The 18,219-nt window shown below is 63.3% G+C and carries 29 protein-coding genes; 1 reads left to right on the top strand and 28 read right to left on the bottom strand.

The genetic code is table 11. The features are described 5' to 3' along the window. Nucleotides 1–210 precede the first annotated feature (210 nt). The 15 genes from radC to rpmC form a co-directional block, all read right to left on the bottom strand. Nucleotides 211–1,164 carry a RadC family protein gene (radC, locus tag BM075_RS19875; protein ID WP_093362450.1) on the bottom strand — a complete coding sequence of 318 codons (954 nt, stop codon included), beginning with the start codon at nucleotides 1,162–1,164 and terminating at the stop codon, nucleotides 211–213. A gap of 136 nt (nucleotides 1,165–1,300) precedes the next feature. Then, entirely contained in the window at nucleotides 1,301–2,656 is a 1,356-nt protein-coding gene (gene secY / locus BM075_RS19880; protein ID WP_093362451.1) for a preprotein translocase subunit SecY, read from the bottom strand. 101 nt (nucleotides 2,657–2,757) lie between these two features. After that, complete coding sequence (gene rplO / locus BM075_RS19885) at nucleotides 2,758–3,243, bottom strand: 50S ribosomal protein L15 (RefSeq protein WP_093362452.1); 486 nt, start codon at nucleotides 3,241–3,243, stop codon at nucleotides 2,758–2,760. A 121-nt stretch (nucleotides 3,244–3,364) separates the two neighbouring features. Continuing rightward, nucleotides 3,365–4,057 (bottom strand): MarC family protein, encoded by a 693-nt coding sequence (locus BM075_RS19890; RefSeq protein WP_245758923.1) that lies wholly within the window; start codon nucleotides 4,055–4,057, stop codon nucleotides 3,365–3,367. A 451-nt stretch (nucleotides 4,058–4,508) separates the two neighbouring features. After that, a complete protein-coding gene (gene rpmD / locus BM075_RS19900) occupies nucleotides 4,509–4,697 on the bottom strand; it encodes a 50S ribosomal protein L30 (RefSeq protein WP_089233448.1) in 189 nt (62 codons plus the stop codon). A 12-nt stretch (nucleotides 4,698–4,709) separates the two neighbouring features. After that, entirely contained in the window at nucleotides 4,710–5,303 is a 594-nt protein-coding gene (gene rpsE / locus BM075_RS19905) for a 30S ribosomal protein S5 (RefSeq protein WP_093362455.1), read from the bottom strand. Between the two features lie 112 nt (nucleotides 5,304–5,415). Continuing rightward, the gene (gene rplR / locus BM075_RS19910) at nucleotides 5,416–5,775 is read right to left on the bottom strand and encodes a 50S ribosomal protein L18 (RefSeq protein WP_093362456.1); all 360 of its coding nucleotides are present in this window, start codon (nucleotides 5,773–5,775) and stop codon (nucleotides 5,416–5,418) included. A gap of 11 nt (nucleotides 5,776–5,786) precedes the next feature. Beyond that, nucleotides 5,787–6,320 carry a 50S ribosomal protein L6 gene (rplF, locus tag BM075_RS19915; protein WP_093362457.1) on the bottom strand — a complete coding sequence of 178 codons (534 nt, stop codon included), beginning with the start codon at nucleotides 6,318–6,320 and terminating at the stop codon, nucleotides 5,787–5,789. Nucleotides 6,321–6,332: 12 nt separating this feature from the next. After that, on the bottom strand, nucleotides 6,333–6,722 hold the full coding sequence (rpsH, locus tag BM075_RS19920; protein WP_093362458.1) for a 30S ribosomal protein S8: 390 nt from the start codon (nucleotides 6,720–6,722) through the stop codon (nucleotides 6,333–6,335). Nucleotides 6,723–6,734: 12 nt separating this feature from the next. Further along, nucleotides 6,735–7,040 (bottom strand): 30S ribosomal protein S14, encoded by a 306-nt coding sequence (gene rpsN, locus BM075_RS19925; RefSeq protein WP_093362459.1) that lies wholly within the window; start codon nucleotides 7,038–7,040, stop codon nucleotides 6,735–6,737. Nucleotides 7,041–7,055: 15 nt separating this feature from the next. Then, entirely contained in the window at nucleotides 7,056–7,619 is a 564-nt protein-coding gene (gene rplE, locus BM075_RS19930) for a 50S ribosomal protein L5 (RefSeq protein ID WP_093362460.1), read from the bottom strand. Beyond that, entirely contained in the window at nucleotides 7,619–7,924 is a 306-nt protein-coding gene (gene rplX, locus BM075_RS19935; RefSeq protein ID WP_093362461.1) for a 50S ribosomal protein L24, read from the bottom strand. The genes rplE and rplX overlap by 1 nt, the downstream gene beginning before the upstream one ends. Next, nucleotides 7,924–8,292, bottom strand: coding sequence for a 50S ribosomal protein L14 (rplN, locus tag BM075_RS19940; RefSeq protein ID WP_011567679.1), 369 nt, complete (start codon nucleotides 8,290–8,292; stop codon nucleotides 7,924–7,926). Before rplN ends, rplX begins: the two co-directional genes overlap by 1 nt. A gap of 75 nt (nucleotides 8,293–8,367) precedes the next feature. Further along, nucleotides 8,368–8,601 carry a 30S ribosomal protein S17 gene (rpsQ, locus tag BM075_RS19945; RefSeq protein ID WP_093362462.1) on the bottom strand — a complete coding sequence of 78 codons (234 nt, stop codon included), beginning with the start codon at nucleotides 8,599–8,601 and terminating at the stop codon, nucleotides 8,368–8,370. 4 nt (nucleotides 8,602–8,605) lie between these two features. After that, nucleotides 8,606–8,812, bottom strand: coding sequence for a 50S ribosomal protein L29 (rpmC, locus tag BM075_RS19950; protein ID WP_093362463.1), 207 nt, complete (start codon nucleotides 8,810–8,812; stop codon nucleotides 8,606–8,608). A 234-nt stretch (nucleotides 8,813–9,046) separates the two neighbouring features. Between rpmC and BM075_RS19955 the strand changes: the two genes are divergently transcribed. Further along, nucleotides 9,047–9,952 (top strand): MBL fold metallo-hydrolase, encoded by a 906-nt coding sequence (locus tag BM075_RS19955; protein ID WP_177208424.1) that lies wholly within the window; start codon nucleotides 9,047–9,049, stop codon nucleotides 9,950–9,952. 18 nt (nucleotides 9,953–9,970) lie between these two features. Here the strand turns inward: BM075_RS19955 and BM075_RS19960 are convergent, their stop codons facing one another. The 13 genes from BM075_RS19960 to BM075_RS20020 form a co-directional block, all read right to left on the bottom strand. Next, entirely contained in the window at nucleotides 9,971–10,198 is a 228-nt protein-coding gene (locus BM075_RS19960) for a hypothetical protein (RefSeq protein WP_093362464.1), read from the bottom strand. Nucleotides 10,199–10,361: 163 nt separating this feature from the next. Then, nucleotides 10,362–10,775 (bottom strand): 50S ribosomal protein L16, encoded by a 414-nt coding sequence (gene rplP / locus BM075_RS19965; RefSeq protein WP_093362465.1) that lies wholly within the window; start codon nucleotides 10,773–10,775, stop codon nucleotides 10,362–10,364. 12 nt (nucleotides 10,776–10,787) lie between these two features. Then, the gene (rpsC, locus tag BM075_RS19970; protein WP_093362466.1) at nucleotides 10,788–11,504 is read right to left on the bottom strand and encodes a 30S ribosomal protein S3; all 717 of its coding nucleotides are present in this window, start codon (nucleotides 11,502–11,504) and stop codon (nucleotides 10,788–10,790) included. Beyond that, nucleotides 11,504–11,884 (bottom strand): 50S ribosomal protein L22, encoded by a 381-nt coding sequence (gene rplV, locus BM075_RS19975; RefSeq protein ID WP_093362467.1) that lies wholly within the window; start codon nucleotides 11,882–11,884, stop codon nucleotides 11,504–11,506. The genes rpsC and rplV overlap by 1 nt, the downstream gene beginning before the upstream one ends. A gap of 6 nt (nucleotides 11,885–11,890) precedes the next feature. After that, nucleotides 11,891–12,169: a 30S ribosomal protein S19 gene (gene rpsS / locus BM075_RS19980; protein WP_035261069.1), complete on the bottom strand. Its 279-nt coding sequence runs from the start codon at nucleotides 12,167–12,169 to the stop codon at nucleotides 11,891–11,893. Nucleotides 12,170–12,172: 3 nt separating this feature from the next. Next, entirely contained in the window at nucleotides 12,173–13,015 is an 843-nt protein-coding gene (rplB, locus tag BM075_RS19985) for a 50S ribosomal protein L2 (RefSeq protein ID WP_093362468.1), read from the bottom strand. A 978-nt stretch (nucleotides 13,016–13,993) separates the two neighbouring features. Then, on the bottom strand, nucleotides 13,994–14,557 hold the full coding sequence (locus BM075_RS19990; RefSeq protein ID WP_093362469.1) for a Panacea domain-containing protein: 564 nt from the start codon (nucleotides 14,555–14,557) through the stop codon (nucleotides 13,994–13,996). A gap of 268 nt (nucleotides 14,558–14,825) precedes the next feature. Continuing rightward, complete coding sequence (locus BM075_RS19995; protein WP_093362470.1) at nucleotides 14,826–15,116, bottom strand: hypothetical protein; 291 nt, start codon at nucleotides 15,114–15,116, stop codon at nucleotides 14,826–14,828. A 274-nt stretch (nucleotides 15,117–15,390) separates the two neighbouring features. Next, entirely contained in the window at nucleotides 15,391–15,687 is a 297-nt protein-coding gene (locus tag BM075_RS20000; RefSeq protein ID WP_093362471.1) for a 50S ribosomal protein L23, read from the bottom strand. Next, nucleotides 15,684–16,304 (bottom strand): 50S ribosomal protein L4, encoded by a 621-nt coding sequence (gene rplD, locus BM075_RS20005; protein ID WP_093362472.1) that lies wholly within the window; start codon nucleotides 16,302–16,304, stop codon nucleotides 15,684–15,686. The genes BM075_RS20000 and rplD overlap by 4 nt, the downstream gene beginning before the upstream one ends. Further along, a complete protein-coding gene (gene rplC / locus BM075_RS20010) occupies nucleotides 16,301–17,143 on the bottom strand; it encodes a 50S ribosomal protein L3 (RefSeq protein WP_093362473.1) in 843 nt (280 codons plus the stop codon). The genes rplD and rplC overlap by 4 nt, the downstream gene beginning before the upstream one ends. 14 nt (nucleotides 17,144–17,157) lie before the next feature. Continuing rightward, entirely contained in the window at nucleotides 17,158–17,469 is a 312-nt protein-coding gene (gene rpsJ / locus BM075_RS20015) for a 30S ribosomal protein S10 (protein WP_093362474.1), read from the bottom strand. Nucleotides 17,470–17,600: 131 nt separating this feature from the next. Further along, nucleotides 17,601–18,219 (bottom strand): EF-Tu C-terminal domain-related protein (locus BM075_RS20020; RefSeq protein ID WP_245758924.1); only part of this gene is annotated, 619 nt, incomplete at its 5' end.

Genomic DNA, 18,219 nt, shown 5'->3' on the forward strand with positions numbered 1-18,219 from the left:
AGAGGGTGTCAACTAAAGGTAAACCGGCAGGCCGTCAAGACCCCCGGCTCCGGTCTGTCAAGGGTTTTCAAAACGGCCCCCGACCCGGTCCTTCAGGAAGACCGATCATTACGGAATTTGGAACCGCCGTCAATGCGCGGGCTGGCCGTCCGCGCAGGTTCGCGCCGCCCCGCGTCTTGCCACTTCGGCGCCCCGTCGCACGGCGTCCGGTCAGGCCAGATACCCCAGTTGGCGGAAGGACGCATCCTGCTCCTTGCCGATGACAACGTGGTCGTGAATTGTGATGCCGACGGCGCGGCAGGCGTCCGCGATCCGGTCCGTCATGACGATATCCTCGTTGGAGGGCGACGGATCGCCCGAGGGATGGTTGTGCACCAGGATCAGCGCGCTCGCGTTCAGCGCCAGCGCCCGCTTCACGATCTCCCGCGGATAGACCGGCACGTGGTCCACCGTGCCCTCCCCCTGCGCCTCGTCGGCAATCAGGTTGTTCTTGCGGTCGAGGTAGAGCGCCCGGAACTGCTCCGTATCCCGGTGCGCCATGACGGTCTTGCAATAGTCCATCAGCGCGTCCCAAGAGGACAGAACGTGACGCTGCAACACCTTCGCCCGCGCCATCCGGTGGGCAAACGCCTCTGCCAGCCGAAGTTGGTAGTAGACCTTGTCGGTCGCCCCCTCCACCTCCAACAGTCGTGCTTCGGGCGCGGCAATCACGCCGTTCAGGTCGCCGAAGGCCGCCAATAGTCGCTTGGCCAACGGCTTCGTGTCGACGCGCGGGATCGCGTTGAAGAGCAGCATCTCAAGCAGCTCGTATTCCGGCATCGCCGCGTGCCCACCCGCGAGGAACCGTTGGCGCAGCCGTTCGCGGTGGCCCCAGTAATGCGGCCGGAGTTGACCGTCGTCCCCCGGCACCAACCCGCCGCCCGCCGCCGCATCGCCCTTTAACCGCGCCGTCTCGCGGTAGCGCGGTTCGCTGGCCGGACGCGTCTCCGCCCCCGGCGGGGGCAAACGCGCCTCAAGGTCTTCCAGACCCTGCAACGCGGCCTCCGAAAAGCCTCCGGCAGTCCCACTTCGCGCAGGCGGCGGGTAGCGCAACGGGGTTTCCACACGTGCCGATCCCGACCGTCCGGTCGCCACACCCGATATGCGATCCCAGATCTTCGACATGCGCCGCTCCGCGTCCACTGGCCCTACGGTCCCGGAGACAAGCGCAAATAGGTTAACACTCGGTAATCGCGGGACGGATCAAAACGAAAACGGGCGCCCGACTGGGCGCCCGTGCATCGGTTGAGTTTCAGACGGGTCAGCGCCGTGCGGGCGCCTTGCGCGTGCGTTTCTTGCCTCGAAGCTGCGAGCGTTCAATCAGCCCTTCGTACTGGTGCGCCAGCAGGTGCGACTGGATCTGCTGGATCGTGTCCATCGTGACCGACACCACGATCAGCACCGACGTCCCGCCGAAGTAGAAGGGAATGGCGAACTGGTTGCGCAAAACCTCCGGGAACAGACAGACCGCTGCAAGGTAGGCAGACCCGAGCACGAGGATGCGGCGCACCACGTAGTCCAGATATTCCGCCGTCCGCGCCCCCGGCCGGATGCCCGGCACGAACCCGTTCTGGTTCTTCAGGTTGTCAGCCACTTCGTCCGTCTTGAAGGCGACGTTCTCCGTGTAGAAGTACGTGAAGAACACGATCATCGACGCGAAGAACAGCAGGTAAAGGGGTTGCCCCGGCCCGAAGTAGGCGAGGATCGTCGACATCACCGGCCCTGTATTGCCGCCGGAGAACGTGGCGATCGTCGTCGGCAGCAGCAGCAGCGACGAGGCAAAGATCGCGGGGATCACGCCGGCCGGGTTCACCTTGATCGGCAGGTGGCTCGACCCGCCGTCATACACCTTCATGCCGACCTGCCGGCGCGGGTACTGGATGTGGATCTTCCGCAGTGCCCGCTCCATGAAGACCACGAAGGACACGATCAGAAGCATCGCCACCAGAACCCCGATGATGACCGCCGGGCTGACGGCACCGGACCGGCCGGAAGCCAGGAAGCGCGCCAACGCCGCCGGGATCTCGGCCACGATGCCGACGAAAATGATGAGCGAGATGCCGTTGCCGACGCCCCGGGCGGTGATCTGCTCGCCCAGCCACATCAGGAACATCGTCCCGCCCACCAGCGTGATGACCACCGCCGCGCGGAAGAACCAGCCCGGATCGTGGGCCAGATTGCCCGCCTCCAGGCTCACCGCGAGGCCATAGGCCTGGAAGGTCGCCAGCAACACCGTGCCGTAGCGCGTGTACTGGTTGATCTTCTTGCGCCCCTGCTCCCCCTCTTTCTTCAATTGCTCCAGCGCCGGCACCATGGAGGCCATGAGCTGGATGATGATCGAGGCGGAGATGTAGGGCATGATGCCGAGGGCAAAGATGCCCATCCGGCCGAGGGCGCCGCCGGTGAACATGGTCAGGATGCCGCCGATGCCGGCCGCCGCCTGATCCATGAAATCGCGCAGCGCCTGACCGTCGATCCCGGGCACGGGAATGTAGGTGCCCAGGCGATAGACGATCAGCAGGCCCACGGTGAAAAAGATGCGCTGGCGGAGCTCGGTGGCCTTGCCCAGGGCGGCCCAGCTCATGTTGGCCGCCATTTGCTCTGCTGCAGATGCCATTCGCGGTCTCTCTTGGCAATGCGCCGCCGAACCGTTCTCCGGTCGGCGGCGCTGGAAAACTTGGGGTTTAAGTAAGGGGCATTGCCGCCCCCCACAACCTCTTATTCGGCCGCGGCCTCGGTGGCTGCCGGAGACGTGACCTTCAGCGAGCCGCCGGCCTTCTCAACCGCCTCGACGGCGGACTTGGAGGCACCGGAGACTTCGAGGTCGACCTTCGCGCCAAATTCGCCCTTGGCAAGAACGCGCACGCCGTCGAGTTTGCGGCGCACGAGGCCGCTTTGAACCAGCACATCCTCGGTGATCGGCTGACCGGCGTCGATCTTGCCGGCGTCGATGAACTTCTGGAGGATGCCCAGGTTCACCACCGCCCAGGCCTTGCGGTTCGGCTTGTTGAAGCCGCGCTTCGGCAGGCGCATGTAGAGCGGCATCTGGCCGCCTTCGTAGCCGTTGATCGCCACGCCCGAGCGGGACTTCTGGCCCTTGATACCGCGCCCGGCGGTCTTGCCCTTGCCGGAGCCGGGGCCACGCGCGATGCGCTTCTTCTTGGGGGAGGAGCCCTCGGCGGGGCTGAGGTTGTTCAGTTTCATGTCGCTTCTCCTTGCCGGATGCGGCCCCCAGCGACGGGAGCGGCCGAACACGGCGTTTCTTGATGGTTGAGTCGGCCCCGAAGAGCCATGCAGCGCCTCTTAGGCGATGCGCGCGCGTCCATCAAGGCTTATCGGGCGCCGCCTCCATCACATCCGCGCCCTGCAGAAGCGAGCCCTCCTCCGGGATCGCGATCAGCCCCACGGTCTCCGCCCCTGACAGCACCGCGTCGACCGCCACCGAGGCCAGGATCAATCCCATGACGCGGCTGATGACATTCGCCCCGACGTTGCCCATCACGCGCCGCAGCCGGCCGGCCATCAGCAGCAGAAGCAGAGTGAAGCCGAGAACGACGAGCAGAACCATCGCCGTAACAATCTGATCGGACACGGAGTTGCTGTGGTTGTCCGTGAGGATCACGATGGCCAGCATCGCCCCCGGCGAGGCGATGGACGGCATCGCCAGCGGAAAGATCGCCCCCGCAAGGTGGTCCCGCTCGGCCTCCTCGATCTCCCGCGACGGCTTCGCCTCGCCGAAAATCATGCTGAGCGCGAAGAGGAACAGAACGATCCCCCCCGCGATCTGGAACGAGCCCAGCCGCAGCCCGATCGCCTCCAGCAGGAACTGCCCCCCGACGAGGAACAGCATGAGCACCACGGTCGCCACCGACACCGCCCGGACAGCGAACCGCCAATGCAGGCGATCCGGGACGAACTGCGTTGCGAAATAGAACACCGGCAGAGTGCCAATGGGGTCGATCACCACGAACAGCGTGATGAACTCCCGCAGCAGGTTGGAGACGTTCAGGTCGGGCACGTCGGGACTTCCAAAGAACAGGGTTTCCATCCCAATGGCAGAACAGACGCCGGGGAACAATGGGGGACACCATTGCCACCGATACCGTCTCTCGCCTTAGTGGCAGTGCACCTTCCCTGTGCTCGTCTGCATGTGGCAGCACTGTCCCGGTGGTGAGGACTTCCGGCATCCGCCACCATGGGCGATCTCCGGGCGAGCGGTCTCAAGGAGGGGTATCGGCGATCCCGCCACGGTGCCGGAGGCGCTCAAAACGAGCGCCAGGACAATCCAGCCGGTTTTCATGAAAGCCATCCATATCTTCATTAAGTATGGTTAACGTCTACCGCGCCGATCGCTGCGTACTAATGTCCGCGGATGCGACACGATTGAGGGTCAAAAACGTCCGCACCCCAGAACGACAAAGCGCCCCCGATTGCTCGGAGGCGCCATGAAACGGTTCGAGCAGCGTTGCTCAGCCGCGCTCTTCGACGATCTCGACGAGGTGCGGGATCTTCGCAACCATGCCGCGGACAGCCGGGGTGTCTTCCAGCTCGCGGGTCTTGTGCATCTTGTTCAGGCCCAGCCCGATCAGCGTCTGGCGCTGGATGGCGGGGCGGCGGATCGGCGAGCCGATCTGCTTCACGACGATGGTCTTGGCCATGTGTCCGTCTCCTTACGCTTCGGCCGGAGCGGCGTCTTCGGCCGTCTGGGTGCTCTCGGCAGGCGCTTCGTCCCGCTTCGGCAGGATGTCGGCAACCTTCTTGCCACGGCGCTGCGCGACCATGCGGGGGCTGGATTCCTGCTTCAGGCCGTCCAGCGTGGCACGGATCATGTTGTAGGGGTTCTGCGTCCCGATCGACTTGGCGACCACGTCGTGAACGCCCAGCATCTCGAAGACCGCACGCATCGGACCACCAGCGATGATACCGGTACCTTGCGGGGCGGTGCGCATGACGACGCGGCCCGCACCGTGGCGGCCCTGCACGTCGTGGTGCAGCGTCCGGCCCTCGCGCAGCGGCACGCGGATCATCTGGCGCTTGGCCTGCTCGGTGGCCTTGCGAATGGCCTCGGGGACCTCCTTCGCCTTGCCCTTGCCGAAGCCGACACGGCCCTTCTGGTCGCCCACGACGACGAGCGCGGCAAAGCCGAAACGCTTACCGCCCTTGACGGTCTTGGACACACGGTTGATCGCCACCAGGCGATCGGCGAATTCAGGGGCCTCGTCGCGGTCGCGGCGGTTGCCCCGGCGGTTGTCACGTTCTGCCATTCGGCATTCCTTGTCTCATGGGCGCAGTGCGCCACGGCTGTTTCAATCCTGGTGGCCGGCACGGTCGTCCCGGCCCCGGATCATCGGGGCGGCGCCAGCGCCGCCCGCACTTTCAGAACTTCAGGCCACCTTCACGCGCGGCGTCGGCCAGAGCCTTCACCTTGCCGTGGAAGAGGAACCCGCCGCGGTCGAAGTAGCACTCCTCGACCCCGGCCTTCTTTGCGCGTTCGGCAATCGCGGCACCGACCTTGCTGGCGGCATCCACGTTGTTCTTGCCGATAACGCCCAGATCCTTCTCCAGCGAGGAGGCGGAGGCGAGCGTCACGCCGTTCACATCGTCGATCAACTGAACGCTGATGTTCTTGTTGGAGCGATGCACGCTCAGGCGCGGACGCCCGGCGTTCATCTTGCGAAGCTTGTTCCGGACGCGCAGGCGGCGCTTGAGGAACAGGTCCCGTTTGCTGTTTGCCATCTCTCTCGTCCTTACTTCTTCTTGCCTTCCTTGCGGAAGATGAACTCGCCCACGTAGCGGATACCCTTGCCCTTGTAGGGCTCGGGGCTGCGCCATTCGCGGATGTTGGCGGCGACTTGGCCCACCTGCTGCGAGTCGGTTCCTTCGACGACGATCTGCGTCGGCTTCGGGCAGGTCACGGTGACGCCCTGCGGCACTTCGAAGTCCACGTCGTGGCTGAGGCCGAGGTTCAGCTTCAGGGTGTTGCCCTGCATCTGAGCCCGGTAGCCGACGCCCTGGATTTCCAGCTCCTTCTTGAAGCCATCCGTCACGCCCTGCACCAGGTTTGCGACCATGGTGCGGGACATGCCCCACTGCTGGCGGGCGCGCTTGGACGTGCCGCGCGGGTCCACGTTGACAGTGTTGCCGTCGACCGTGATGTTGACGTCGTCGGTCGCGGTAAAGCTCAGGGTGCCTTTCGGCCCCTTCACCTCGATGGTCTGGCCGGAGAGGGACGCGGAAACGCCCGACGGCAGCTCGACCGGTTGCTTACCAATACGAGACATGGTCAGACCTCCTTAGAAGACGGTGCAGAGAACTTCGCCGCCAACATTGTTGGAACGAGCCGCTGCATCCGACATCACGCCCTTGGACGTGGAGACGATGGAGACACCCAGGCCCTGACGGACCGACGGGATGTCGTTAACGCTCATGTACACGCGACGGCCGGGCTTGGAGACCCGCTTGAGCTCCCGGATAACCGGGGTGCCGTCGAAGTACTTGAGGCTGATTTCGATTTCGGGGTGCTGCGCATCCTCGACCTTTTCCCAGCCGCGGATGTAGCCCTCGTCGGCCAGCACGTCGAGCACCCAAGCGCGAAGCTTGGAGGCCGGGGTGCGGACCGTGGACTTGCCGCGCATCTGGGCGTTGCGGATGCGGGTCAGCATATCGCCGAGAGGATCGTTCATCTTATCTCCTCCTTACCAGCTCGACTTGACCATGCCGGGGATCTTGCCTTCGGAGGCGAGATCCCGCAGCGCGATGCGCGACATTTTCAGCTTGCGGTAGTAGGCGCGCGGGCGCCCCGTCAGCTGGCAGCGGTTGTGCAGGCGGGTGGCCGAGGAATTGCGGGGCAGCTTGGCGAGCTTCAGCCGCGCCTTGAACCGCTCTTCCATCGGAAGCGCCTCGTCATTCGCGATTTCCTTCAGCGCGGCGCGCTTGGCGGCGTATTGGGCCACCAGCTTCTCGCGCTTCTTCTCGCGTTCGATCATGGATTTCTTAGCCATAGGTTCCGGATCCCCTCAGCTGTTGAACGGCATGTTGAAATGCTTCAACAGCGCTTTGGCTTCCGCGTCGGTCGGCGCGGTGGTGCAGATAACGATGTCCATCCCCCAGGTCTCGTCGACCTTGTCGAAGTCGATCTCGGGGAAGACGATGTGTTCCTTGAGCCCCATGGCGTAGTTGCCACGGCCATCGAACGACTTGCCCGAGACGCCGCGGAAGTCGCGGACGCGGGGCAGCGCGATGTTCACGAGGCGGTCCAGGAATTCGTACATCCGGTCGCCACGCAGCGTCACCTTGGCGCCAAGCGGCATCCCTTCGCGGACACGGAAGGTCGCGATGGACTTCTTGGCCTTGGTGATGACCGCCTGCTGGCCGGCGATGGCGGTGAGGTCATCCGCGGCCGACTTGGCCTTCTTGGAATCCTTCACGGCCTCGGTGCCGGCGCCAATGTTCAGAACGATCTTCTCCAGCTTCGGGATCTGCATCTCGTTCTTGTAGGAGAACTCTTCCTTCAGGGCGGCCCGGATCTTCTCGCGGTACTCGGCCTTCAGGCGCGGGGTGTAATCGGCAGCGTCGAGCATCAGATCGCGTCTCCCGTGGTCTTGGCGTAGCGGACCTTCTTGCCGCCTTCCTCACGGAAGCCGACGCGGCTCGCCTTGCCGTTGGCGTCGACGATGGCGAGGTTCGAGAGGTCGATCGGCATCGCTTTGGCGATGCGGCCGCCCTGGCTCGCCTGGCTCTGACGCTGGTGGCGGATCGAGATGTTGATGCCGCCGACGATGGCCTTGCCGGCCTTCGGGTCGACGCGCTCGATCTCGCCCGTCTTGCCCTTGTCCTTGCCGGCCAGGACGACGACCTTGTCGCCTTTACGGAGTTTCGCAGCCATCACAGCACCTCCGGAGCGAGCGAAATGATCTTCATGAAGTTCTTCGCACGCAGCTCGCGAACCACCGGCCCGAAGATACGGGTGCCGATCGGCTCGTTGTTGTTGTTGAGGATCACGGCGGCGTTGCGGTCGAAGCGAATGGCGGTGCCATCCTCGCGACGCACTTCCTTGGCGGTCCGCACGACGACGGCCTTGCGGACGTCGCCCTTCTTCACGCGGCCGCGCGGAATCGCTTCCTTGACCGACACCACGATGATGTCGCCCACAGAAGCGTATTTCCGCTTCGATCCGCCGAGGACCTTGATGCACTGAACCCGGCGAGCGCCGGAGTTGTCAGCGACATCCAGATTGGTCTGCATCTGGATCATGGGGTTTCTCCCGACCTTTGGGGGATGTTCTGGTTGTTCCCCCCAGGGTTTCGATCAAACCAGGTGTGGCTTGGCTCAGACGGCCGAAACCACCTCCCAGCGCTTGCTTTTCGAGACCGGCGCACATTCCTGGATACGGACCTGATCGCCAATCTTGAACTCGTTCTTCGGGTCGTGGGCCCGGTACTTCTTGGACTGACGCACGGTCTTGTGCAGCAGCGGGTGCTTGAAGCGGCGCTCGACCAGAACCGTGACGGTCTGTTCGTTCTTGTCGCTGGTGACGGTGCCTTGCAGGATACGCTTGGGCATGGGCTCAGGCCTCCGATGCGGCAGCGGCCGCCTTTTCGTTCAACACGGTCTTCACACGGGCAACGTCGCGGCGGATCTGACGCACGCGCGCCGTGTTCTCCATCGCGCCGGTGGCCTGCTGGAAGCGCAGGTTGAAGGCTTCTTTCTTGAGGTCGGTCAGTTTCTCACGGAGCTGGTCCGGAGACTGATCACGCAGTTCCTTGGCGTTCATCGCCTTTTCCTTTCCACATCGCCGGGAGGCCCCTGAAAGGGTCACCCTGATTCCGGCGGAGTTCGAAGATGAGCGGCCCCTTTACGCTGCGAGGGCCAACAAAGCAAGCCCTCGGCGAAAAAGAATCCCCACAACGGAGCGCCGCTCCGCATCCCCGGTCATCCGGTCGCAGGGAAGGAACCGCGCCACGGGCGGCGGGTTGACGGATCGAGACAGTATCAAATATTCGGAGGAATGAAAGTGAGCCTTTCAAGAACCAGCCCGTCGCGCGGAAATGGGTCCGCCGAGGTCATCGGCTTCTACGACGAGGACACCGGCAGCATCCAGTACATCGCGATGGATCCGGCAACCCGGAAGGCAGCCCTGATCGACGTGGTCATGGGCTTCGATCCGACCAACGCCGCCACCGATACCGAGGGCGCGGACCGCATTCTTCGTTTCGCCAAGGCCGAGGGCATCGAGATCGAATGGGTTCTCGACACCCACCCCCACGCCGATCACCTCATGGCGTCGTCCTACCTCAAGGAACGTCTCGGCGTCCCGAACGCCATCGGCGCCAAGGTGACGGACATCGCCGCGCTCTGGCGGGACTATTACAACATGCCGGATGCCTTCGCGCCGGAGCAGGATTTCGACCGCCTGTTCGCCGACGGAGACACCTTCCGGATCGGCGACCTGCCGGTTCGCGTCATGCTGTCGGACGGGCACACGCTGGGCTCCATCACCTATGTCGTGGGCGACGACGCCGCCTTCGTGCACGACACCTTCATGCTGCCCGACGTCGGAACCTCTCGCTGCGATTTCCCCGGCGGCACGGCGCACGACCTGTACCGGTCCCTGCAGGAGATCCTGAAGCTGCCCGACGACACACGCCTCTTCATCGGCCACGACTACGGCACAGACGACCGGCCCGGCCCCGCGTGGGAATCCACCGTAGCGGAGCAGCGCCGCCACAACGCCCACATCGGCGGCGGCGTCAGCGAAGACGATTACGTGGACCTGCGCGAGGCGCGCGACAAGACCCTCAGCCTGCCGGACCGAATGCTGCACGTCTTGCAGATGAACCTCAGGGCCGGACGCGCGCCGGACGCGGAAAGCGACGGTAACAGCTACCTGAAGATCCCGATGAACCGGCTCTGACGGCGATCTCCGCCCGCCTCAGATGAAATGGGCTTCCTGGAACACGTGGTCGACGATGTCCTCCCGCAGGAGTCCGAGCTTCTCGAGTTCCTCGTCGGACATGGCCTCGAGTTCCCGGACCCGCGCAATGCGCGCCTCCCGCACCTCGTCGGGCACTAACTCGGAATTGACGTCGGAATAGTAGCGGACGACCCGGAGGCGGGCCTCGTTCTCGTCCTGCTTGGTGTCGTGCGGCTGACGGAGCATCGCGGAGCCTCCTGCGTTGGCGCGGGCATTTCACGTCCCGCACAGGATGCCAACGATCCGACCATGCGTCCAGAGGCGCGCGGGAGGTCCGCCGACACGGCGGCCAATAAAAAAGCCCCCCGACAGTCCGGGGGGCTTTTTCAATTTCCTCGCGGGACCGGTCTTACCAGTCTTCGCGGACCACCACACGGGTCTTGATCGGCAGCTTCATCGCGGCGAGGCGCAGGGCCTCTTTCGCCACGGCTTCGCTGACGCCGTCGATCTCGAACATCACGCGGCCCGGCTTGATCTTCGCGGCCCAGAAATCGACCGAGCCCTTACCTTTACCCATCCGGACTTCGGTGGGCTTGGAGGTGACCGGCGTATCCGGGAAGATCCGGATCCAGACGCGGCCCTGACGCTTCATGTGACGCGTCATGGCACGACGTGCGGCCTCGATCTGACGCGCGGTGATGCGCTCGGGCTGGGTCGCTTTCAGGCCGTAGTGACCGAAGGCGAGATCGTAGCCGCCCTTGGCCTCGCCGTGAATCCGGCCCTTGTGCTGTTTGCGGAATTTCGTGCGCTTCGGTTGCAGCATCTCGTTGTCTCCTTAGCGGTCGCGGCGGCCGCCGCCGGCGCCACGGGGCGCGGGGCCGTCTTGGAGCTCCTGCGTGCGACGATCACGAGCCGACGGGTCGTGCTCCATGATCTCGCCTTTGAAGATCCAGACCTTGATGCCGATGATGCCGTACGGCGTTTCGGCTTCGGCGGTTGCATAGTCGATGTCCGCGCGCAGCGTGTGCAGCGGCACCCGGCCCTCGCGGTACCATTCGGTCCGCGCGATCTCCGCGCCACCCAGACGGCCGGCGACATTCACACGAATGCCGAGGGCGCCCATGCGCATGGAGTTCTGAACCGACCGCTTCATGGCGCGGCGGAACGACACCCGGCGCTCAAGCTGCTGGGCGATGCTGTCGGCCACCAGTTGCGCGTCCAGTTCCGGCTTGCGAACCTCGACGATGTTGAGGTGCAGCTCGCTGTCGGTCATCTTGGCGAGCTTCTTGCGAAGCACCTCGATGTCCGCGCCCTTCTTGCCGATGATGACACCCGGGCGGGCGGTGTGGATGGTGACGCGGCACTTCTTGTGCGGCCGCTCGATGATCACCTTGGAAATACCGGCCTGCTTGCACTCTTTCTCGATGTACTCGCGGATCGCGATGTCTTCGAGCAGCAGATCGCCGTAGTCCTTGGTGTCGGCATACCAGCGGCTGTCCCAGGTGCGGTTCACCTGCAGGCGCATGCCGATCGGATTGACTTTATGACCCATTAGGCTTGCTCCTCAACCTGGCGGACCTTGATGGTAAGCTCCGAGAACGGCTTGGTGATGCGCCCGTACCGGCCACGCGCCCGCGGACGGCCGCGCTTCATGGTCAGGTTCTTGCCCACATAGGCCTCCGCGACGATCAGCTCGTCCACGTCGAGGTCATGGTTGTTCTCGGCGTTTGCGATCGCGGACTGGAGGCACTTCTTGACGTCCTCGGCGATCCGGCGCTTCGAGAAGGTCAGGTCCATCAGGGCCTTCTCGACCTTCTTGCCGCGGATCATCGCCGCAACCAGGTTCAGCTTCTGCGGCGAGGTCCGGAGCATGCGCACCTTGGCCATCGCCTCGTTGTCCGCCACGCGGCGGGGATTCTTATCCTTGCCCATGACGGATTACTTCCTCTTGGCTTTCTTGTCCGCCGCGTGACCGTAGTAGGTCCGGGTCGGAGCGTATTCGCCGAACTTCTGGCCGATCATGTCTTCGGACACGTTGACCGGAATGTGCTTCTGGCCGTTGTAGACACCGAAGGTGAGGCCGACGAACTGCGGCAGGATGGTGGAGCGGCGCGACCAGATCTTGATGACCTCGTTGCGTCCGGATTCGCGGGTTTTCTCGGCCTTCTTCAGCACATAGCTGTCGACGAAGGGGCCTTTCCAAACGGAACGCGACATGCTTTAGCGACCCTTCTTCTTGGCGTGACGCGAGCGCAGGATGAGCTTCTGCGACGCCTTGTTGGTGTTGCGGGTGCGGGCGCCCTTGGTCGGCTTGCCCCAGGGCGTCACCGGGTGACGACCACCGGAGGTCCGGCCTTCACCACCGCCGTGGGGGTGATCGATCGGGTTCATCACGACACCGCGGACGGACGGACGCTTGCCCTGGTGCCGGGTGCGGCCCGCCTTGCCGAAGTTCTGGTTCGAGTTGTCCGGGTTGGACACGGCCCCGACCGTGGCGCGGCATTCCTGGCGAACCAGGCGAAGCTCGCCCGAGCTCAACCGGATCTGGGCGTAACCGCCGTCACGGCCGACGAACTGGGCGTAGGTGCCTGCGGCGCGCGCAATCTGGCCGCCCTTGCCGGGCTTCAGCTCGATGTTGTGCACGATCGTGCCGATCGGCATGCCGGAGAACGGCATCGTGTTGCCCGGCTTCACGTCGACCTTGGTGCCGGCGACGACCTGGTCGCCCACGGCGAGGCGCTGCGGCGCCAGGATGTAGGACTGTTCGCCATCTTCATATTTGATGAGCGCGATGAAGGCGGTCCGGTTCGGATCGTATTCGATCCGCTCGACGGTCGCCGCGACGTCCACCTTGTTGCGCTTGAAATCGACGATCCGGTAGAGGCGTTTCGCCCCGCCACCGCGGCGTCGTGCAGTGATGCGTCCGGTGTTGTTCCGGCCGCCCTTCTTCGTCAGACCCTCGGTGAGGGACTTGACGGGGCGTCCTTTCCACAGCTCCGAACGGTCGATCAGCACCAGCCCGCGCTGGCCCGGCGTCGTCGGCTTGTACGACTTGAGTGCCATGCTTTCTGTCTTCCGTTAGCTTTGCAGGGCTTTGCGCCCCGCTATGTGTGGGCCTTGCGGCCAAGGTATAGGGCCCCCTCTCGAGGTCCCCGGGTGTCGTTCTTGCGAACAAAGCCAAAGCCCCGGACGGATCCGGGGCTCGGCGGATGGGGTCTCTTATGGGAGCGACCGGGGCGGGTCAAGCGATTCCCGGCGCGAAACGCCATGAAATCAAGCGCGCCAGCCGGCCCAAAACCGCCCGGTGAGGTGAACCGGGACCATGCCCCGCTCCGAACCGCAACCGCGTGGCAATGGCTCCAACCACCCGCTCGCGCGGTAGCCGCGCCAGCGCCGTCCCGTGAGGTGATCCAGGACCGCGGCCCCAGTGGGGCCGCGCAAGCCCGGCGAACGCTCAGACCTCCGGTCAACACGCTTGATGGTGCCGCCATTTGCATCCCCCGACCGTCATACCCAGCCCCACCAAAGCGCCAGCCCGCCGGAACGGGACGGTGCTGGCACGGCGGCTTCGCCTTGATTCCGTGCCGGGGTATCGCCGCAACCGGTGTCAGAACTTTCCTCGTCCTACCCTCAGGACTATTTGTCCAACTTCCAAGGTTTGCAGTCGAAATACCTCTTTATTTTTCTTGGAGTGTGGGCCGACTTGCAGAGTCCGTTTCGCACCCTCAAAAAAAATTGAGCGTTACAGTCTTCCCGCACAAGAACGTCTTTTGCCTGCACGCCTCTTTGCAGGGCAACAGCCTCATACAGATCTGCCTTTCGGTAAAGGACGTAAGATTTGGGTTTCGTCAGCCACGAATGTTCATGTCGCAACACGATACATGTGTCGTCGCAACGGTCGTTGGTCCACGATACGATCGGAACGAGAAGATTTCGGCCATCCTCGTCCGTATCGTTACAAATGACGTGAAGATGTTTTCTGTCAGGATCATGAGAGGGCCCAGAGGGCACAAGTAACGTCCCCCTAACAAAAAACACTACTCAAAGTCTCCGCAGAAAATCCGCTGCTCTGGACGCAGAATTCAATTCCTCGACGGCCTCATTAACGTTGTCAACGCCAACCGCAGCCATGATTTTTTCTAAAGGAATTGTCCGTGAGGACCCATCGGGATCAGCCCATTCTGGAATGTTATCCGGGTCATGCGTCCATTGAACCAATTCCCACTGGGTTAGGTGCCCGAATTCACGCCAAACGCGCTCCAACACAGCCACATCAGCATCACTCAGCTCATCGAGATCATCGACAGCCATGTCATGATCAGTCAAGCCAACGTTGTGTTGTTCTCGATCAGTAAGTACGTCGGACCAACCGCCGTCGTGGTTCGGAGATACTTCGCCTTTAATATAATCGTAGGTAGTAGAGTTAACCGGACCACGCGGCATCGCCACCCTACGTTCCTCTTGGATGGGAAACCCATAGGCCTCAATCGATGCACGATCCGCTAGATACACCAACTTGACCGCCTTCAACGTGTTGATGCGCCTGCCATTCTTTATCGCAAAGAAGGCAACAGTCTGAGCCGCTTTCTTCGGGTTGTAAGGCATGTCAGTCAATGAACCTCTTTCGATTAATATACTTAGTGTACTCCAACCATCTGGCACAAGGTGCCTTCACAATTTGTGAACTCAAGTGGTGCGAATGTTGCCCTGAATGGTGTACAGACCGCCTGCGTGCTCGGATACAATCACACCGCTTGACCGTTCGCTGTCTCAGTTGGATGACACGACGGAAGGAGTTTCGCCAACCTTCAATTCCAATTCGCATCGCCAAAGCCTTTGAGGCCAGTGTCTTACGGCATGGAGCAACAGCCCGTCAAAAGGCTCCGCAGTCCTTGCTCGCCGCCGCGCGGATCTGCTGCCGGCGTTGCAATGCCTCCATGCTGGAGCGCGCGCGTTTGCCGGTTATGCCCTTCACCTGAGCCAGCGTGGAGAGCGACAGTTGCTCGATGCAGAAGTCCGGAACGCCGGCGGATCGGAGCGCCGGAGTCATCGACGCGCGAAGCTGCTCCGTGCCGCCGCTCTTGCCCGGCGGCGTTGTCGTTTCACATCCCGCGGCGGCAAGCGCGATCAGGCTCGCGGCGATCCAACGGTATCTCGGCAGCATCTGGCAATCTCCTCCCTGAGCATTCTATCGGCGGCCGACAGCATACGCCCGCGCGGCCACCGGGGAAACGTTTTTGACGCCGTATTGATCGCCAGCACCGGGGTGGCGGCCATCGACCGGGTATAAGGGCGGGAAACCTTACCAAACCGTAAACCCGCCCCGCCAACCCATTGATCTTCAAGCACTTTCAGTCCGTCCCACGCATGAGACACCCCCAAAATGAAAAAGGCCCCCGCCGTGGCAGGGGCCCCATTCCTTGCGTCCGACCCGGCTCTCAGAGCCCGGTCGTCACGTCGATCGTGTTGCCCTCTTCGAGGGTCACATAGGCTTTCTTGACGTCCTTCCGCTTGCCGAGCTGGCCGCGGAACCGCTTCACCTTGCCCTTGGTGACGGTCGTATTCACGGCCTTCACCTTCACCCCGAAGAGGCCTTCGACGGCCTCCTTGATCTGGGGCTTGTTGGCGTCGATCGCGACCTCGAAGACCACCGCGCCGGACTCCGACGCCATTGTGGATTTCTCGGTGATGATCGGCTTGCGGATCACATCATAGAATTCGGTCTTCACGCTCATTTCAGACGGGCCTCCAGAGCTTCGACACCCGCCTTCGTGATCACCAGGGTGTCACGCTTGAGGATGTCCATGACGTTGGCGCCGATCGAGGGCAGCACGTCCAGACCGTCGATGTTGGCCGCGGCACGAGCGAAGTTCTCGTTCACCTCGGCACCGTCGATAATCAGCGCGCGCTTCCAGCCCCGGTCCTTCACCTGCTTGGCAAGGACCTTGGTCTTGGCCTCGTCCAGACTGGCGGCGTCAAGCACCACCAGATTGCCGGTCGCAGCTTTCGACGACAGCGCGTGCTTCAGGCCGAGCTTGCGGACCTTCTTGGGAAGGTCGTGAGCATGGCTGCGCGGGGTCGGACCCTTGTAGATACCACCCTTGCGGAAGATCGGCGCGTTGCGGTCCCCGTGGCGTGCGCCACCGGTGCCCTTCTGGCGATAGATCTTCTTGGTGGAGTAGCTGGTTTCCGAGCGGGTCTTGACCTTGTGGGTACCCTGCTGCGCCTTGTTGCGCTGCCAGCGGACCACGCGGTGCAGGATGTCCGCACGCGGTTCCAGGCCGAAGATCTCGTCGCCGAGATCCACGCTGCCGGCGCTGCCGCCGTCCAGTTTGATCACGTCGACTTTCATTCCTCGCCTTCCTTCTTCTCAGCTTCGATCTGAGCCTCGGCCTGTTCAAGAGCCGCTTCCTCGGCCGCCGCCTGTTCGGCGCGCGCCGCTTCTTCGGCTGCCTTGGCTTCGGCCTCGGCCTGTGCCGCAGCTTCCTCAGCCAGACGCCGGGCTTCCTCGGCTGCCGACTTCAGCGCAGCAGGCAGGATGGCGTTCTCGGGGAACGGCTTCTTGACCGCATCCTTGATCGTCACCCAGCCACCCTTGGACCCGGGAACAGCGCCTTTGACCATGATCAAGCCACGGTCGGCATCCGTACGGACGACCTGTAAGTTCTGCGTGGTCACGCGGGCAGCGCCCATGTGACCAGCCATCTTCTTGCCCTTGAACACCCGACCCGGGTCCTGACATTGACCCGTCGAGCCGTGGCTGCGGTGGCTGATTGACACACCGTGGCTGGCACGAAGGCCGCCGAAATTGTGCCGCTTCATCGCACCGGCGAAACCCTTACCGATCGAGGTACCGGAGACGTCCACGAACTGACCTTCGAAATAGTGGTCGGCAGTGATCTCCTCGCCTACCTCGATCAGGTTCTCGGGCGCCACACGGAACTCCGCGACCTTGCGCTTGGGCGCGACGTTCGCTTTCGCGAAATGGCCACGCATGGACTGGCTGGTCCGCTTCGCCTTGGCAGAGCCGGCCCCAAGCTGAACGGCCGTATAACCGTCGCGTTCCTGGGTCCGCTGGTCAACGACCTGCAGATTGTCGAGTTGAAGCACGGTCACCGGGATCTGGCGGCCGTCCTCCATGAACAGGCGGGTCATACCCACCTTCTTTGCGATAACTCCAGAGCGCATCATGTCGTATGCCCCCCTCAGTTAAGCTTGATCTCGACGTCGACACCGGCGGCGAGGTCGAGCTTCATCAGCGCGTCCACGGTCTGCGGCGTCGGGTCCACGATGTCCAGGAGCCGCTTGTGCGTGCGGATCTCCCATTGGTCGCGAGACTTTTTGTCGATGTGCGGGCCCCGAAGGACCGTGAATTTCTCGATCTTGTTCGGCAGCGGAATGGGCCCACGTACCTGTGCACCCGTCCGCTTGGCGGTGTTGACGATCTCCTGGGTGCTGGAGTCCAGCACGCGATAGTCGAACGCCTTCAGCCGAATGCGGATGTTCTGGCTTTGCATTGTCAGTCAGCCTTGTTCTCGGCATTGGAGTTGAGAGGTCGAATGCGGCTCATCCACATCCCACGTCGAACCCAGTTCAAAAGCTTGGGGCAGGCCGAATAGGCCCACCCCGAATTCCTCAATCGAGCGACTTACTCGATGATTTTCGAGACGACGCCGGCGCCGACGGTGCGGCCGCCTTCGCGGATGGCGAAGCGGAGCTTCTCTTCCATCGCGATCGGCGCGATCAGTTCGACCGTGAACGACACGTTGTCGCCCGGCATCACCATCTCCGTGCCTTCGGCCAGCGTCACCGTCCCGGTCACGTCCGTCGTGCGGAAGTAGAACTGCGGGCGGTAGTTGGCGAAGAACGGCGTGTGACGGCCACCCTCTTCCTTCGTCAGGATGTAGGCTTCGGCCTCGAACTTGGTGTGCGGCTTGACCGAACCCGGCTTGCAGAGCACCTGGCCCCGCTCCACGCCGTCACGGTCGATGCCGCGCAGCAGCGCGCCGATGTTGTCGCCCGCCTCGCCGCGATCCAGCAGCTTGCGGAACATCTCGACGCCCGTGCAGGTCGTCTTCTTGGTGTCGCGGATGCCCACGATCTCCAGTTCGTCGCCCACATTCACCACGCCGCGCTCGACACGGCCGGTCACCACGGTGCCGCGGCCGGAGATCGAGAACACGTCCTCGATCGGCATCAGGAACGGCTGGTCGACCGGACGGTCGGGCGTCGGGATGAACTCGTCCACCGCCGCGATCAGTTCCTTG

It is taken from the genome of Tropicimonas isoalkanivorans (genome assembly GCF_900112335.1).
Taxonomy (GTDB): Bacteria; Pseudomonadota; Alphaproteobacteria; order Rhodobacterales; family Rhodobacteraceae; genus Tropicimonas; species Tropicimonas isoalkanivorans.